This is a genomic window from Microlunatus ginsengisoli (genome assembly GCF_039537205.1).
Classification (GTDB): Bacteria; Actinomycetota; Actinomycetes; order Propionibacteriales; family Propionibacteriaceae; genus Microlunatus; species Microlunatus ginsengisoli.
On record NZ_BAABAB010000010.1, the window covers coordinates 179,168 to 195,988 of the forward strand.

Sequence of the window (16,821 nt, forward strand, 5' to 3'; positions counted from 1 at the left end):
CCGATCCGATCTCAGCCGCCGAGCGCGGTCTTGATGTTCTGCACCGCGGTGTCGAAGGCGGTGCTCGGATCTCCCTTGCCGGCCTCGACGTTGTTGATCGAGTTCTGGAACTCGGCCCCGATCGTGGACGAGTCCGGTCCGATGTAGAACGGCTTGAGACCGTCGACCGACTCGGTGAAGATCTTTCCGATCGGCGCGTCGGAGAAGAACGGGTCGGTCTTGGCCAGCAGCTTCGGGTCGGTGAAGACCGACGGCGTCGTCGGCAGCGATCCCGAGTCGAGGAAGTGTGCCAGCTGGGAGTCCGGCGCCTGCATCTCCTTGATGTAGTTCCACGCTGCGACGGGATTCTTCGCCCCGGCCGGGATGGCCAGGTAGCTCCCGCCCCAGTTGCCCTTGCCGCCGCCCGGAATGACGGCGATGTCCCACTTGCCGTCGGTCTTCGGCGCGTTGCTCTTGATGGAGCCGAGCATCCACGACGGCGTGGCGACGGTCGCGAAGTCGGCGTTGGCCAGTCCGGCACTCCACCCGGTGGTGAACGACCCCTGCTTCGCGGTGGTGCCCGAGGTGGCGGCCTCGATACCGAGGTCGAACGCCGCCCTCACCTCCGGGTTGGTGGCATAGATCGGCTCTCGGGTGCTGTTGTCGTAGTACTTCTGCGAGACCTGATTCACCGCCTGGTAGAAGACCGTGGTCGATGCGTTGTCCAGGAACGGCTCGCCGGTCTTCGCGGTGTAGGCCTTCGCTACCTTCAGATAGTCCTGCCAGGTAGGCCACAGCTTGGAGACCTCGGCCGGGTCGGTCGGCAGGCCGGCCGCCTTGAACTTGTCGACCCGGTAGGACATCGCCATCCCGCCGACGTCGGTCGGGATCCCGACGACCTCGCCATCGGCGCCGGTGGACTGCGCCATCACCCAATCCAGGTAGTTCCCGGTGATGTCGCCCGCCCCGAAGTCCCTGAGGTCCTTGAAGTTGCCCGGATTCATCATGAACTTCGGCAGGTCGTCGCCCTGGATCAGCACCAGGTCGGGAACCTTTCCGCCCGCCAGTGCCGTGGTGAGGGCCTGCGCGGTCTCGACCGAGGAGCCGACCTCGGTGAGGTTGACGGTCACGTCGGGATGCTTCGCCTTGTACTCCTGGACGGAGGCCTTCTGGTTGATGCCGCTGAACGACCAGAAGTCGAACGTCTTGGTGTCCTCGGTGCTGCCGCCGCTCGGGGTCGAGCCCGCGTTGCAGGCGGTGGCCAGCAGGGCCACGCACGCGGTCAGGGCCGCGGCTGCGATCGTACGTGCTTTCATCGGACTCAGGTCCCTCCTTTGGGTGCCGCGCCACTCCACGGTCGGGTCGTCGGGGCGCGCTCGAGTGCATCGATCGGACGCGAGGTTTATCGTTAAATCTCGGCGTCTGCGCCTATCGAAACACACGATCCGCCGGTCTGGCAAGGGCCCCTCGGCCGGCTTTCCGGTCTTGACGAAACGGTCGCCGAGCGATCAAGGTATATCGTCAAACCACTTCGCCTCGGCGGCCGTCCCGGCCGGCCCCTGATCCGACACCCCGTTCGACAAGGATTCCCGCATGAGCAGCTCAACGGCACGACTGGTGGTCGACCTGGACGTCACCGGACCCAAGATCAACCGACACCTGTACGGGCACTTCGCCGAGCACCTGGGCCGCTGCATCTACGGCGGCTTCTGGGTCGGCGAGGACTCGCCCATTCCGAATGTCGGCGGGATCCGTTCCGACGTGGTCGACGCGCTTCGCGCGCTGCGGATCCCGAATCTGCGCTGGCCGGGCGGGTGTTTCGCCGACGAGTACCACTGGCGTGACGGCATCGGTCCGCGCGAGCAGCGTCCGACGATGATCAACACTCACTGGGGTGACGTCGAGGAGAACAACCATTTCGGCACCCACGAGTTCATGACGCTGTGTGAGCTGCTCGGTGCCGAGCCCTACGTGAACGGCAACGTCGGCAGCGGAACCGTGCAGGAGATGAGCGAGTGGGTGGAATACCTCACGCGCGACGGAGACTCGCCGATGGTGCGGCTACGGCGGGCGAACGGCCGGGACCGGCCCTGGCGGGTGCCCTTCTGGGGGATCGGCAACGAGGCGTGGGGCTGCGGCGGGAACATGCGGCCGGAGGCGTACGCCGATCTGGCCCGGCGCTACGCGACGTTCTGCCGCGACCACGGCGACAACCGGCTGTACCGGATCGCGGCCGGTGCGGCCGACGACGACCTGGCCTGGACCCGCGCGCTGATGGAGGCGGTGAGCTGCCTGGGCTGCGCACCGGAGCCGCGCGGGATCTTCCAGGCGATCTCGTTCCACTACTACAGCTTCGCCGGAGACGCGATCGGGAAGGGTTCGGCGACGGAGTTCGGCGAGGACCAGTACTACGCCACGATGGCGAAGGCGGCCGACATCGACCGGGTGATCGCCGGGCACGTGGCCGTGATGGACAGCTACGACCCGCAGCGGCGGATCGGGCTGGTCTGCGACGAGTGGGGCACCTGGTGGGCGGTGGAACCGGGCACCCATCCCGGATTCCTGTACCAGCAGAACACCCTGCGGGACGCGCTGGTGGCCGGCGTCCACTTCGACATTTTCCACAAGCACGCGGCCCGGCTGCAGATGGCCAACATCGCCCAGACGGTGAACGTCCTCCAAGCGATGATCTTGACCGGCGACGACGGCAGCATGGTGCTCACCCCGACGTACCACGTGTTCGAGATGAATCAGGGTCACCAGGACGCCTGGCAGCTGCCGGTGCACGTGATCGACGGACCGAGCGCGCGATCGGTCGGCGGCGCCCAGCTGAACACGCTGTCGGCTTCGGCCAGCCTGAAGGACGGTCGGGCCCTGATCTCGGTCAGCAACCTCGATCTCGACTCCGACGCCGTGCTGACATTCGATCTGCGGGGCCGGCAGGTCACCGGCGTTCGCGGCCGGGTGTTGACCGCGGACAAGCCGCAGGCGCACAACACCTCGCTCGCGCCGGACGTGGTCCGTCCGACCGCGCTCGAGTCGGCGTACGCGGCGGGGACGCTGACCGTCGAGCTGCCGCGACACTCGTTCGGCACTCTCGAACTGACCCTGTCCGGCGGCGGCGAGACCGTAGGCTGAGCCGATGAGCGAGACGGCGAAACGGGCTCGGCGCGGCGGCCCGACCATCGCCGATGTGGCCCGGCACGCCGGTGTGTCGTCGATGACCGTCTCGAACGTCCTCAACGGACGATCGCAGCGAGTCAGCGAGGCGACCAAGGAGCGCGTTCTGGCCACCCTGGGCGAGCTGGGGTATCGGGTCAATCTGACCGCCCGGCACCTGCGCACCGGCCGGACCGGAATGGTCGGGTTGGCCGTGCCGGACTTCACCCCGGGCTACTACTCCGAGCTGGCCGACCGGTTGGCCGATCGGTTCGCCGCGCACGGTCTGCGGCTCGTGGTCGAGCGCACCTCGGGTCGCCGATCGGAGTTGGAGTCGCTGTCGGCCGCCCGGCTGAGCGTGTACGACGGGTTCGTGCTGAGCGTCGTCGCCGGCGACACCCAGGACCTGGAGCAGCTCAGCGTGGAGACGCCGGTGGTGCTGATCGGCGAGCGGACGGTCCCCGCACGGTTCGACCACGTGCTGATGGACAACGTGACCGGCGCCCGGATGGCGACCCGGCTGTTGATCAAGCGCGGAGCCCGGCGGATCGCGTTGCTCGGCGGGGCGACCGGCGACGGGGACTCCATGCCGCAGCTGCGGACCCGCGGCTATCTCGCGGCGCATCGTGCGGCCCGGCTGGCGATCCGTCCGGAGCTGATCAGACCCGGTGGCTTCCGGCGGCTGGACGGCTTCGAGCAGGTCCGCCTGCTGATCGAGGAGGAGATCGCCTTCGACGCCGTCTTCGCCCTCACCGACACCGAGGCGATGGGAGCCCTGACCGCGCTGGTGGAGGCGGGGTTGCGCGTCCCCGACGACGTCCAGGTGATCGGGTTCGACAACCTGAGCGACACCCGGTTCAGCGTGCCGCCGCTGTCGACGGTCGAGCCGGGCAACGACCGGATGGCCGACGCCATCTGCGAGCTGCTGCTGTCCCGGATGGAGGAGGACGGTGAGCGCCGTCCGGCCCAGGTGGTGATGCCGGCCGCACGGTTGGTCGAGCGCGGCACCACCAGGGCCGGCTGAACCGTCCGCTCGACGACGACGGATGCTCCCTCGTCGGGAGAAGTCGATCATGCTGAGCGCAGACCGGAAGCTCTCGGCGTGACGGGGGAGCAACGCTCGTCGGCCAGCCCGCGCAGCACACACTCGATCACCCAGCCCGGTTGCTCGACGATGTGTCGCCAGGTGAAGTTCAGCACCCGATAGCCGGCGAGTTCGAGCTCGTTGCGGCGCCGGCGGTCGTGCTCGAACGCGTCCCGGCTGCGATGGATCTCCCAGCCGTCTACCTCGATCACGAGCATCGCCGCCGCGAACAGCACGTCGACCCGGTAGCCGAGCACCCAGGCATTGCTGATCCAGCCGGCGATTCCGCATTGCCAGAGCAGTAGGTGCAGAGCCCGTTCCGCCTCCGACCACGGTTCGGCGCGCGACTCGACCAGCAGTGCCCGGCGGACGGCGTTTCCGCGACGATTCGGGGTCAGCTCGAGCGCTGCCCAGAGCTGCTGCAGGGTCGCGGCCCGGGTGCGCAGCACCTCGTCGACGACCGACGCCCGGGTGCGCGAATCGGCCAGGTCGAGCGCCGTGAGGCTCGGACGCGTCAGCACCAACGGGCCGTACGGCTGGACGAGCTCCGGCGGAATCCGGCGCCGCTCGACGGCGATCCCGCCGGGCGCCCGCCGGCTGGTGGGGAGAGCGACGGTGACCACCGGCACTCTCGCGTCGGGCAGGAAGGTCAGCCGGGCGGCGGCCCAGCCGGTGAGCACCGCGTCCGGACCCGCCCAGGTAGCGGCGGCGAGAATGCGGACGAGGGTGTCGCCGGCCGTGTGGGGCAGGCAGTACACACCGGGATGGACGGCGACCAGCTCCCCGCGGCGAAGCAGGGTGTCCAGCCGGCCGGCGAGGTCGGCGTTGTCGGCCCGCCGCAGGATGCCGCCACCGCGGCGCAGTCGGATCTCGATCTCGTTCACATCTGTCACCATGCGGAGGACCACCCCGATCGTGCCGCCCCTTGTCCGGATCTGTGGACGGCGGGTCGAGACGGCCCGAACCTGTGGACGACGGACTCGACGACGGTTGCTCCCTCGTCGCTTCGAATCGATCATGCTGAGGGTGGATCCGGGCTGGTCCGGGTGACGACGGAGCAGCGCTCGTCGGGCCGCTGCGCCCGTTGGCCTCCCACGCCCGGTTCAGGTCGGGCGATCGAGCGCCTGCCGTACCAGCTGGAGGGTCTCGATCGGCCCGAGTCCGAGGCCGCGCATCCGCCGGACGAACTCGGCGGCGGACCGCCGGGCGTCCTCGCCGGCATCGGCGGCCGGCTCGGCGACGACGCTGCCCCGACGCCCGGCCGTCCGGATCGCACCCGCCTGCTCGAGCTCGCGGTAGGTGCGGGCCACTGTGTTCGGGGCGATGCCCAGATCGGCCGCCAGGCGCCGGACGGTCGGTAGCTGGGTGCCCGGGGTGAGGTCGCCGGTCTCGATCTGGGACAGCAGTTGTTGTCGGAGCTGCTCGAACGGGGGGACGGGCGATGAGGTGTCGATGACGATCATCCGACGGCCTGTCCCACCGCGCGGGCCGCCCGCAGGGCCGCTTTCCGGTGACGATTGGCCGGCTGATCGCGCAGCAGGATCTGTGCGGCCAACGCGAGGACGTACGTGGCGATGTGCAAAGCCGTCACGACGTGCCAGGTCGTGCCGGCCGCCGCCGATCCGTGAGACGGCGGTAGTGACTCGGTGATCGTGAGCGGGCTCAGCATGCCGATCATCGCGGGCAGCGAGAAGATGTCGCGCAACCGCTCGCCGCGCAGCGCATCCCGCCAGAAGAGACTGACGGCATCGGCGCTGGGCAGCGGTCGCGCAACCAGCCGGTGGGCCACCACCTCGGCCGCGGCCCAGCTGAGGACGACCAGCGCCAGCGTCGTGCCGGCGAAGGCAGGATGGCCCCGATCGGACGTCCCTTCGAGCTGCGACGACGACCAGAGCGCGCAGCTCGCGGCGACCACGACGAGGAGCACCTCCAGCCGCACGACCCCGAGGCCGGCCCGGCGCACGTAGTCGGACATCCGCGCTGCGGTTGCATTCGCGACCCGGATCGGCCCCCGGATCTCCAGGGCTGCTCCGTAGAGCCCGCTGACACCGCGGCCGACGAACACCCCCGCGATCGGCAGCAGCCAGCTCAGCATGGTCACCACGAGGCTGCTGTCGTCGGCCGGATCGAATCGCGCGGTGATCGGGATGAGGGCGATCAGGCCGAGCAGGCCGCCGAGCAACGCGCCGACCTGCTGGCGCCACCGGGCCGCTTCGACCTCGCGGGTCAGCTCGTCGGTGATGGGTGCGCGCTGCTCGCGGATCCATCTCGCGCTCAGCCGCCGCCTGGCCGGCGGAAATTGCAGCACCAGCAGCCAGACCGCGACGGCAAGACAGAAGGCGACCGGGATTGCTACGTACGGCACGATCGGCTTCACCCCCACAACTTCGTACCTTGTTTGTAGCATCGTATCAATACGATGCCGACCACTGCAACGCTGCACCGGAATCCCGTTTGGCTGTCGGTGCGAGTCGTGGAACACTCGGTGACGTCCCCGATCGATGAGGTTTCTGTGTACCTGCACGGTTTCGCGCCCCAGCCCACGCGCTGACTCCGCTCTCCGGAGTCGCGCCACCGCACCTCCGGGAGAAACCGTGCCTGCATCCTCGTCATCCATCGTCCTGACCGACCTCGGCCTGGTCTGGCCCGACGGCTCGATCGCGCTCGAACACCTGAACGCCGCCTTCGGCCACGGCCGCACCGGTCTGGTCGGGGCCAACGGCGCCGGCAAGTCAAGCCTGCTCCGGCTGATCGCCGGCCGGCTCGAACCGACCAGTGGCGGCATCGCCACCGCCGGCGAGGTGGGCTATCTGCCGCAGACGCTCACCCTGGACACGTCGGCCACGGTGGCCGACCTGCTGGGGATCAGCCGGGTCGTCCGCGCCATCCGGGCGGTCGAGGCTGGGGATGTCTCGACCGATCTGTTCGACGTGATCGGGGCCGACTGGGACATCGAGGCGCGAGCGGAGCAGTCGCTGGACGCGATCGGGCTGTCGGCCGACGACCTGGACCGGCCGGTCGGACGGCTGTCCGGCGGCGAGACCGTGCTGGTCGCCACCGCCGGTCTGCAGCTCGCCGGACGGCCGATCACCCTGCTGGACGAGCCGACGAACAATCTCGACCGCGACGCCCGCGCTCGGCTCTACGACCTGGTCGAGAACTGGCGCGGGACCCTGGTCGTGGTCAGCCACGACGTCGCCCTGCTGGAGCGGATGGACGCGATCGCCGAGCTGTACGGCGGCGAGCTGATCACGTACGGCGGCCCCTACAGCTCCTACCTGGAGCAGCTGGAGACCGAGCAGCAGGCTGCTCGGCAGGCGCAGCGGGCGGCCGACCAGGTGGTGCGGCTGGAGAAGCGGCAGCGGATCGAGGCGGAGGAGAAGCTCGCCCGGCGGGCGCGGACGGCGCGGACCGCCGAGCGCGAGAAGCGGGTACCCAAGATCATCGCGCACGGTCGCCGTGGCGCCGCCCAGGTCTCGGCCGGCCGGCTCCGGACCGAGGCGGGGGAGAAGGTCGAGCAGGCCACGCAGGAGGCGGACGCGGCCGCCGAGCGGGTCCGGCCCGACACCCGCATCATGGTCGACCTGCCCGACCCCGGGCTGGCACCCGGCCGCCGGATCGCCGAGCTGGCCGGCACCGACGGGCGCCGGATCGTGATCCAGGGTCCGGAGCGGATCGGGCTGGTCGGGCCGAACGGGATCGGCAAGACCCGGCTGCTGGAGTCCTCGATCGCCGGGCGCGAGGACACCGGGAGCGCGAGCGGTCGGCTGCTGACCGAGCGGGTCGGCTATCTGCCGCAGCGGCTGGACGGCCTGGCCGAGGACCGCTCGATCCTGGACAACGTCCGCGACGCCGCCCCCAACCGGACGCCGAACGAGGTGAGGTCCCGGCTGGCCCGGTTCCTGCTGCGCGGCGGCACGGTCGAGCGCCCGGTGGGCTCGTTGTCGGGCGGAGAGCGGTTCCGGGTCGCGATCGCCCGACTGCTGCTCGCCGATCCACCGCCGCAGCTGCTGATCCTGGACGAGCCGACCAACAACCTGGACCTGACCAGTGTCGATCAGCTGGTCGACGCGCTGACCTCCTATCGTGGCGCGCTGCTGGTGGTCAGCCACGACGACGCGTTCCTCGACCGGCTCGGCCTCACCCGGACGCTCCGGCTGGACGCCGCGGGTGTGCTGCACGAGGAGCGACCGCGGTAGGAGAGACCGAGCGAGGAATAGTGCCGGGGGCGGGTCGGTTGCGCACGATGAGATGACTTCACCACCGACGATCTCCGTTCTCGATCTGATCCCCGTCCGGACCGGCCAGAGTACCGGCGACGCGCTCCGCGCCAGCCTGGCGCTGGCCGGGGTCGCCGAACGGCTGGGTGTCCATCGCTACTGGGTGGCCGAGCACCACAACATGCCGGCCGTGGCGTCCACCAACCCGCCGGTGCTGATTGCGATGTTCGCCGCCGCCACGTCGACGATGCGGATCGGCTCCGGCGGCGTGATGCTGCCGAACCACGCGCCGCTGGTGGTGGCCGAGCAGTTCGCCCTGCTCGAGGCAGCGCACCCGGGCCGGATCGACCTCGGGATCGGCCGCGCGCCGGGCAGCGACCCGGTGACCAACTGGGCGCTGCGCCACGGCGGGCCCGAGACCGCCGACCCTGAGCGCTTCTCCGAGCACGTCACCAACCTGGTCGCGATGCTGGAGCCGGCTGGCGTCGGGCTGCAGCTCCAGGGGAGGACGTACCCGCTGCGGGCGACGCCGGAGGCCGTCGGCACCCCGGCCGTCTGGCTGCTCGGCTCCAGCGACTACTCCGCGCGGTTGGCGGCCACCCTTGGTCTGCCGTACGTGTTTGCGCACCACTTCTCCGGCAGCGGTACGGCCGAGGCGCTCGAGCTGTATCGCGAGAACTTCAGCCCGTCCGGTTTCGGCGACGAGCCGCGGACCTTCCTGACCGTGAACGTCGCCGTCGCGGAGACCCGCGAGGAGGCGCTGGAACTGGCCCGGCCGCAACTCCTGGCGATGATCTCGTTGCGGACCGGCGGTCCGCTCGGCCCGCAACCGAGCGTCGAGGAGTCGCTGGCCCGGCCACTGCCGGTCGAGCACGAGGGGCTGGCCACCTCGATGCTGTCGAGATGGGTGGTCGACGAGCCGGTCGCGGCGGCTGAGCGGATCCGCGAGCTGGCATCCGTGTTTGCGGTGGACGAGGTGATGGTCCATCCGATCGCCGGCGCGCGTGCCGGCGACCCGGCCGATCGCGCGCCCGCCCGTGAGCGGACGCTGGAACTGCTGGTCGACGCGCTTCGATAAGGAAGGCTTCCCTTATCGAGAGGACGTCATGCACCGCCGACATCGCGGCACTGTCGTTGCCGCCCTGCTGACCGGCGTACTCCTGATCGCCGCCGGCTGCTCGGCGACCGCGCGGACCGAGCCGGCAGCGTCCGCGCCAGCCAGCACCGGCGCAGCCTTCCCGGTCACCGTCGAGCACCAGTTCGGCTCGACGACGATCCCCAGCGAGCCGCAGCGGGTGGTCAGCGTCGGGCTGACCGAGCAGGACACCTTGTTGCAGCTCGGGATCGTGCCGATCGCCACGACCGACTGGTACGGCGACCAGCCCTACGCGGTCTGGCCCTGGGCGCGCCCGCTGCTGGGTGACGCCGAGCCCACCGTCCTGACCACCGACGACGGGTTCCAGTTCGAGAAGATCGCCGAGCTCAACCGGATCTGATCATCGGGGTGAACGCGGGGATGGAGCGAGCGGACTACGACAAGCTCTCCAAGATCGCTCCGACGGTCACCAGCATCACCGGCGCCCGCCGCTATTTCTCGGCCTGGCAGGACCAGACCCGGCAGATCGCGACGGCGGTCGGCAAGCCGGCCGAGGGCGAGAAGCTGATCGCGGAGATCAGGGCCGGGTTCGCCACGCTCGCCGGCGCCATCTACTTCACCACCCCGCTGAGCCTGGCGTACGTCCTGGAGCACCTGACGCCGCAGCTCGCGCTGGCCACGAAGGGCCAGGCGCCCCGGGAGTATCCGGCCGGTTAGGGCCCGCACCGGCCGCCGGCGGCGACGCCCAGCCAGGTTGCGCACTCGGGCGCGGCCGGGTCCTGCTGCGTTCTTGACTCCGCACCCCGGGGATCGACTCCGCACCACGCGGGCAGGGCGGGCAGGGCGGGCAGGGTGCGGAGTCGCATTCCGCGGTGCGGAGTGGCACCGGGAGAGCCCAGACCCCAGAGCGGCTCAGGCGGGATCGAAGGCGGTGACCAGATACGCCGTCGCCGGGGTGGCGGCGGCGGCGCGGCAGGTGAGCACGGCCGGCTCGCGGCGTTCGGCGACGACGATCACCCGCCAGCTGCCGGCCGGAGCGGCGACGACGACCCGCCACCGATGCGGCTCGAGCTGCTCCGGGTGGCCCGCCGTGATCGCGAGGGCGGGCAGCGGTCCGAGCCGCCGGTGCGCCTCCGCGATCGCCGCCTGAGCGACCGGCGGGAACCTGGCCAGGCCGCGCAGCCGATCCAGGTCGAGCCGGCCGTCGAGGTGGTCCTCGACGGTGCGGACCGCCGAGCCGGGATCGAGGTTTCCGTAGTAGGCGGCGTCGGGCAGCACGATGGCGTTGGCCGCGAACCTGTCGCCGCCGAGATGGCTGCACTCCCAGACCGACGCGGGCCAGCGCGCGGCGAGTGCCTCGGCGACCGGCCGGCCGCGCACGGCGCAGCAGGTGTCGTGGGTGCCGTGGGTGCAGACGAGGATGATCGGCTCAGCCGCCGGGTCCGCGGGCCCGGCGGTCGCGGCCGGCTCGCCGGCTCGGGACAGGGTTCGTACGGCCTCGGCCGCGGCGCCCAGCTCGCCATCGCCGCGCCAGTGACCCTCGCGAGTCGCGGCGGCACCGACCGCGATCCAGCGTCGCTGCGGAGGGACCGGCCGGCGGCCCGGTCGCCGAACCAGCAGAATCCGCCAGTGCGCGGCGCGGGCGGCGCGCCCGAGCAGCAGGAGTACGTCCTCGTCCAGTCCGCACCCGGCCGGCGCGTCGATGCCCCAGGGTCCGGGATGCTCGATCAGCAGCCAGCCGTGGGCGTGTGGTGCGCTGCCGATCATCGGGTCGTCGCGCTGCCGGGCCCGGTCGGCGCAACCGAACCAGGCCGGGCTCACCCGGCCGCGTCGTCGCCGGCCACCACGGCCACCCCGGCCAGCACGAGCCGGCGGGCGAGCGCGATCCCCAGCTCACCGGCCGGCATCGCGTCCCGGACCAGCCAGGCCTCGACCGCAGCCGCCTCATCGTCGGTCAGGACGAGGTCGTCGGCCCGGCCGCGGAGCACCGCCCGACCGTCCGCGCGCCGCTCCACCCCGGCGGCGAGGTGCTCGCGTACCTGCACCACGACTGTCTCGTCCAGCCGCTCGGCCGCCCGGAACTGGGCCAGCGGACCGATCGGTGCCGCCCGGGACGTACCCCGGCCGGCGCGGCGCAGCTCGGCGGTCAGAGCGCCGGAGTCGACCCGCTCGAGGGCGGCCACCAGGGCGCGACGGACCGCCTCGACGTCGCCGGCGATCGCCTCGTCGACGAACTCGACGCCCAGCGGCAGGGATGCCCGGACGTCGGCGTCGCCGGCGACGGTGCGGATCGCCTGCTGCACCATCCGCTCGGCCAGCGCGAAACCGGTCCAGACGTGGACACCGATGGTCAGGTGGGTGCTGATCCCGCCGAGCGCCTGCGCGGCGTGCAAGAACCCGCGCGGCAGGTACAGGCAGTCACCGGGCCGGAGCACCGCCTCGATCACCGCCGGCTCGGCGGCGCGGCGCTCGACGGCCGCGCGGCGGTCGGTCCAGGGCTGGTCGCGCAGCGGCGCGTCGAGCACCGGCTCGTGGATCGACCAGCGCTTCTCGCCCTCGATCTGCAGCACGAACACGTCGTGCACGTCGTAGTGGTCGCTGAAGCCCTGGTTCTGCGGGGGTGTGATGTAGGCGTTGGCCTGGACCGGGTGTCCGAGCTCAGCGGCCAGCGCCTGACAGAACGCCAGCACCGGCGGCCACGTGCGGTGCAGGGCCTGCAGGACCAGGGTCGACCCGTCGGCGAACAGCCGGGTCAGCCGGTCGTCGCTGACCTGGTCGGCGATGCCGGCGCCGACCCCGCCCGGTGCGGTGAAGGTCTTCTCGGCCAGCGTGCTGCCCGCCTTGGCGACCCGCAGGAATGGCGTCCGCAGGCCGTGCGAGGAGACCAGCTCGTCGATCGCGCCGGAGTCCAGCAGGTCCTCGAACGCGGTTCCGCCCGGCAGTTCCGCAGCCCGCGACAACAGCGCCCGGCGACCCCAGTAGTCGGCGGCGAACCGCGCCGCGTCGACCGAGATCAACCGGTCCAGCACGACCGATCGCGGCTGCCCGGGGCGGCCCCCGGGCAGCCGGTCGGTCGACGACTCAGGACCCGGCGGCTGCGGGCCCGGTGAACGGGTGGTCGAGGTCAGCGGTTCGCTCCGCCGTCCGCGCCACCGTCCTGGACGCCCGCAACGCCGTCGGCTCCGCCGTCGGCCGGACCCTCGGCTCCGCCGTCGGCGCCACCATCGGCTCCGCCGTCAGCGCCACCATCGGCTCCGCCGTCAGCGCCACCATCGGCTCCGCCGTCGGCACCACCATCGGCCCCGCCGTCAGCGCCGCCGTCGTGGACACCGGGGACTCCCTCGGCGCCACCGTCGGCCGGACCCTCGGCGCCGCTGTCCGCGCCACCGTCCGCGCCGCCGTCCTGGATGCCGGGGACTCCCTCGGCGCCACCGTCGGCCGGACCCTCGAGGTCGGCCACGCCGCCGCCACTGGGATCGGATGTCTCGCTCATCGGCAAACCTCCTGGTAGATGGGTCCGCGCCGGGTCGACGCCGTATCCCACTGCTTACACCACCGGTTGTTCCCGGGCACGAGCGACCCCAAACGCCGGCGGTAGCCGGGCCGCGGGCCGGATCGGGGCGAACAGCGGGTGGTGTCAGCGGGCCGCACTAGCATCGCCTCGATGGACGGGCGCTCGGCGGATCTCACCTCCGTCCTGGCCAACGAGGCGATCATCGCCATGGCCGGACCGGAGGCGTTCGCCCGTGCCCAGGTGTACGTCCGGGACGGCCACGTCGGCGGTCTGGAGTTCGACGCCGACCGGCGGATCGTCGCCGGCCGGGTGAAAGGCTCCCACCACGCGTCCTATGCGACCTCGGTCCAGCTCGCCGGCGGTCCGTCCCGACTGCCGGCGCACCGGGGCCGGTGCTCCTGCCCGATCGGCGTCGACTGCAAGCACGCCGCGGCGATCCTGATCGCGGCCCGCGGGCTGACGGCGATCACCAGCCAGCTCGGCCGGCCCGAGTGGGAGCGCAGCCTGGGCCGGCTCGCGGCGGCCGCGGAGCCGGTGCGCGAGCCCGAGGACGTACGGCTCGGGCTGGAGTTCGACCTGGAGCAGACCCCCGACTATCGCGGCGTGACCGGCCAGCTCCGGCTGCGGGTCCGGCCCGTGCGCCGGGGCAACAGCGGCCGGTGGGTGCGATCCGGGGTCGGCTGGGAGCAGCTGGACTACCTGGCCAGCGGCTATCGCAGCGAGCAGCGCGATCTGCTGCTGCAGCTGTGGGCCTCCGCCGGCGCCGCCGCGCGGTTCGCCTATCCGCGGAGCCCGTGGCTCGACCTGAGCGCGATCAGCCCGAGCCTGTGGTCGGTGCTGGAGCGGTCCGGTCCGGCCGGGCTGGGACTGGTGACCGCGGCCGGCACCGAGGAGCTGCTGGTGGAGTCGCGCGAGGTCGCCGTGGGCCTGGACGCCCGCCAGGTGGCGGACGGCGAGATCGAGCTGCACCCGGTGGTCCTGCGCGCGGGCGAGCCCGTCCCGACCGGCCGGATCGGCGTCCTCGGCGAGCCGGCGCACGGGGTGTTCTGGCTCGACCGCCCGACCGACCGGTCCCGGCCCGCGCTGGTGCTGGCGCCGCTCGGCCGTCCGCTGGTCGGGGAGCTGCGGATCCTGCTCGGCCGCGGCGGCGAGATCCGGGTGCCGGCAGCGGATCGCGAGCGCTTCCTGCGCGAGGTGGTGCCGACGATCCGGCATGCCGCGACCCTGGTCAGCTCCGACGGTTCGGTGGGCCTTCCCGAGCCGGTACGTCCCCGGTTGGTCTGCGCGGTCGGCTACCGGCCGGAGCATCGGCTGCGGCTGGACTGGTCCTTCGTCTACGACGACCCCGCCGACGGCCCGTCCGAACACGACATCGACCAGCCGATCGTCCCGCCGAGCCGTCGTGACCGGACGGCCGAACTGGCGCTGCTCGACACCCCGGACCTGCCGTTGGACAAGATCCCGGCGCTGCGCGCGCCGCAGGGCGGCGGCCCGGCGGCCCATGCCCTGCTGGCCGGTCGGGACACCGTGTTGTTCGCGACCGCGGTGCTGCCGCGGCTGGCGGCGGCCGGGGTCGAGATCCGGACCAGCGGAGAACCGGTGGACTACCGGCGGGCGCGGGGGGCGCCGCTGATCGAGGTGTCCACCAGCGAGCGGCCCGTGCCGGTCGGCGCGCCGCGGACCCCTGGCGCGGACTGGTTCGACCTGCACATCACGGTCCGGGTCGACGGCGACCCGCTCGACTTCGAGCAGTTGTTCGTCGCGCTCAGCCTGGGTGACGAGTTCATGATCACCGAGGACGGGGTGTGCATCGACCTCGAGCGGCGGGAGTTCAGCACGCTGCGCGGGCTGATCGACGAGGCCCGCACGCTGCACGAGGACGACGACGAACCCGGTCTGCGGATCAGTCCGGCGCAGGCGAGCGTCTGGGACGAACTGCTCCAGCTCGGGGTGGTGGTCGGCCAGGCCGACCGCTGGTCCCGGGCCGTCCGCGGCCTGCTGAGCGCCGACCCGGTGGACCGGCCGACCCTGCCGGTGGGGCTGAAGGCGGAGCTGCGGCCGTACCAGCTGGAGGGGTTCGGCTGGCTGGCCGCGCGGTTCCGGCACGGGCTCGGCGGCATCCTGGCCGACGACATGGGCCTGGGCAAGACGCTGCAGACGCTGGCCCTGATCTGTCACGCCCGGGAGCAGAACCCGGACGAGCCACCGTTCCTGGTGGTGGCGCCGACCAGCGTGACGGGCAACTGGGTCAGCGAGGCCGCGCGGTTCGCGCCGGACCTGCGCGTCGTCGCGCTGGAGGGCAGTTCCGCCCGCCGGAGCAAGGCGCTGGCCCGGCTCGACGAGCGGACCGCGGACCTGGTCGTCACTTCGTACGCGCTGGCCCGGCTGGACGTCGTCGATCTCGCGGCGCGCGGCTGGCGCGGTCTGATCCTGGACGAGGCTCAGTTCGTCAAGAACCACCGCTCGAAGACGTACCAGGCCGTGCGCCAGGTGGACGCGCCGTACAAGGTGGCGATCACCGGAACACCGCTGGAAAACAATCTGATGGAGCTGTGGTCGCTGCTGTCGATCACCGCACCCGGCCTGTTCCCCTACCCGGAGCGGTTCAGCGAGTCGTATCGGCTGCCGATCGAGCGGGGCCAGGATCTCGACGCGCTGGACCGGCTGCGCCGCCGGATCCGGCCGCTGATGCTGCGCCGGACCAAGGAGGCGGTGGCCACCGAGCTGCCGCCGAAGCAGGAGCAGGTCATCGACGTGACGCTCGCGCCGCGGCATCAGCGGGTCTATCAGACCTATCTCCAGCGCGAGCGGCAGAAGGTTCTCGGACTGGTCGACGAGCTGGACAAGAACCGGTTCACGATCCTGCGCTCGATCACCCTCCTGCGCCAGCTCGCGCTGGACCCGTCGCTGGTCGACGCGCAGCACACCGGCGTACCGGCCAGCAAGATCGACCTGCTGGTCGACCGGCTCGGCGAGCTGGTCGCGGAGGGGCACCGCGCGCTGGTGTTCAGCCAGTTCACCGGCTTCCTCGGCAAGATCCGGGAACGGCTGGAGGCGACGGGCATCTCGCTCAGCTATCTCGACGGCTCCACCAGGGACCGGCAGGGCGCCATCGAGACGTTCACCGGCGGGTCGGCGTCGGTCTTCCTGATCAGCCTGAAGGCCGGCGGGTTCGGGCTGAACCTGACCCAGGCGGACTACTGCTTCGTGCTGGATCCGTGGTGGAACCCGGCCGCCGAGGCGCAGGCCGTGGACCGCGCCCACCGGATCGGGCAGACCCGGCCGGTGATGGTCTATCGGCTCGTCGCGCGGGACACGATCGAGGAGAAGGTGATGGCCCTGAAGGCCCGGAAGGAGCAGCTGGTCGGCTCCGTGCTGGCCGATGACGTGCTGGGCGACAGCTCACTCAGCGCCGACGAAATCCGAGAATTGCTGGCGTGCTGAGGGGCGCAATAATCGTGTCCGGATTTGGTCATAGCCGGTTGGCGACAAATGTCGACCCGCCCCTCGACAGTGGCATTTTGCGCTGGCTATGGTCCTGCCACCAGTCCGGGCGACCGGGATGGAGGGGGTCAGCGGGGAGCGTTTTCCAACGGCAGCCAGGTGTTCCTCTGGGGGAGGGGAACGCGCTGGCACCGCAGACGCCTGTCGGGGAAGAGTAGGGCCTTTCGGAGCATCCGGAGGGCCCTACTGCACGTTCGGAGCCCGGTCCGCGCACGTCCGGAGCCTCTCAATCTTGAGCAAATCCTGATTGACGCTTAGCCGCAAC

Annotated in this window: 14 protein-coding genes; 8 read left to right on the forward strand and 6 right to left on the reverse strand. The window is 71.5% G+C overall.

All coding sequences use genetic code 11. The annotated features are described in order from the left end of the window. Nucleotides 1–11: 11 nt before the first annotated feature. Entirely contained in the window at nt 12–1,295 is a 1,284-nt protein-coding gene (locus tag ABD747_RS08040) for an ABC transporter substrate-binding protein (protein WP_344803190.1), read from the reverse strand. Between the two features lie 277 nt (nt 1,296–1,572). On the opposite strand from ABD747_RS08040, the gene ABD747_RS08045 reads away from it, so the two are divergent. Both ABD747_RS08045 and ABD747_RS08050 read left to right on the forward strand, forming a co-directional pair. Then, entirely contained in the window at nt 1,573–3,117 is a 1,545-nt protein-coding gene (locus tag ABD747_RS08045; RefSeq protein WP_344803192.1) for an alpha-N-arabinofuranosidase, read from the forward strand. Nucleotides 3,118–3,121: 4 nt separating this feature from the next. Beyond that, nucleotides 3,122–4,162 carry a LacI family DNA-binding transcriptional regulator gene (locus ABD747_RS08050; RefSeq protein WP_344803194.1) on the forward strand — a complete coding sequence of 347 codons (1,041 nt, stop codon included), beginning with the start codon at nt 3,122–3,124 and terminating at the stop codon, nt 4,160–4,162. 47 nt (nt 4,163–4,209) lie between these two features. Here the strand turns inward: ABD747_RS08050 and ABD747_RS08055 are convergent, their stop codons facing one another. The 3 genes from ABD747_RS08055 to ABD747_RS08065 form a co-directional block, all read right to left on the reverse strand. Continuing rightward, a complete protein-coding gene (locus ABD747_RS08055; RefSeq protein WP_344803196.1) occupies nt 4,210–5,106 on the reverse strand; it encodes a DUF559 domain-containing protein in 897 nt (298 codons plus the stop codon). 219 nt (nt 5,107–5,325) lie between these two features. Then, nucleotides 5,326–5,685 carry a GntR family transcriptional regulator gene (locus tag ABD747_RS08060; protein WP_344803198.1) on the reverse strand — a complete coding sequence of 120 codons (360 nt, stop codon included), beginning with the start codon at nt 5,683–5,685 and terminating at the stop codon, nt 5,326–5,328. Beyond that, a complete protein-coding gene (locus ABD747_RS08065; RefSeq protein WP_344803200.1) occupies nt 5,682–6,839 on the reverse strand; it encodes a hypothetical protein in 1,158 nt (385 codons plus the stop codon). The genes ABD747_RS08060 and ABD747_RS08065 overlap by 4 nt, the downstream gene beginning before the upstream one ends. Here ABD747_RS08065 and ABD747_RS08070 point away from each other — a divergent pair. The 4 genes from ABD747_RS08070 to ABD747_RS08085 are packed head-to-tail and all read left to right on the forward strand — an operon-like array spanning nt 6,817 to nt 10,255. Then, a complete protein-coding gene (locus tag ABD747_RS08070) occupies nt 6,817–8,421 on the forward strand; it encodes an ABC-F family ATP-binding cassette domain-containing protein (protein ID WP_344803202.1) in 1,605 nt (534 codons plus the stop codon). The genes ABD747_RS08065 and ABD747_RS08070 overlap by 23 nt on opposite strands. 52 nt (nt 8,422–8,473) lie before the next feature. Next, on the forward strand, nt 8,474–9,520 hold the full coding sequence (locus ABD747_RS08075) for an LLM class flavin-dependent oxidoreductase (protein ID WP_344803204.1): 1,047 nt from the start codon (nt 8,474–8,476) through the stop codon (nt 9,518–9,520). Between the two features lie 28 nt (nt 9,521–9,548). Next, entirely contained in the window at nt 9,549–9,938 is a 390-nt protein-coding gene (locus tag ABD747_RS08080) for an ABC transporter substrate-binding protein (protein ID WP_344803206.1), read from the forward strand. A gap of 8 nt (nt 9,939–9,946) precedes the next feature. After that, nucleotides 9,947–10,255 (forward strand): ABC transporter substrate-binding protein, encoded by a 309-nt coding sequence (locus ABD747_RS08085; protein ID WP_344803208.1) that lies wholly within the window; start codon nt 9,947–9,949, stop codon nt 10,253–10,255. A 195-nt stretch (nt 10,256–10,450) separates the two neighbouring features. On the opposite strand, the gene ABD747_RS08090 is transcribed toward ABD747_RS08085, so the two are convergent. Together ABD747_RS08090 and ABD747_RS08095 are read right to left on the reverse strand one after the other, a co-directional pair. Beyond that, entirely contained in the window at nt 10,451–11,359 is a 909-nt protein-coding gene (locus ABD747_RS08090; protein WP_344803210.1) for a sucrase ferredoxin, read from the reverse strand. Beyond that, the gene (locus ABD747_RS08095; RefSeq protein WP_344803212.1) at nt 11,356–12,567 is read right to left on the reverse strand and encodes a cupin domain-containing protein; all 1,212 of its coding nucleotides are present in this window, start codon (nt 12,565–12,567) and stop codon (nt 11,356–11,358) included. The genes ABD747_RS08090 and ABD747_RS08095 overlap by 4 nt, the downstream gene beginning before the upstream one ends. A 77-nt stretch (nt 12,568–12,644) precedes the next feature. On the opposite strand from ABD747_RS08095, the gene ABD747_RS08100 reads away from it, so the two are divergent. Then, nucleotides 12,645–13,049, forward strand: coding sequence for a hypothetical protein (locus ABD747_RS08100; RefSeq protein WP_344803214.1), 405 nt, complete (start codon nt 12,645–12,647; stop codon nt 13,047–13,049). A gap of 153 nt (nt 13,050–13,202) precedes the next feature. Further along, nucleotides 13,203–16,496 carry a DEAD/DEAH box helicase gene (locus tag ABD747_RS08105; protein WP_344803216.1) on the forward strand — a complete coding sequence of 1,098 codons (3,294 nt, stop codon included), beginning with the start codon at nt 13,203–13,205 and terminating at the stop codon, nt 16,494–16,496. The last annotated feature ends 325 nt before the right edge of the window (nt 16,497–16,821 follow it).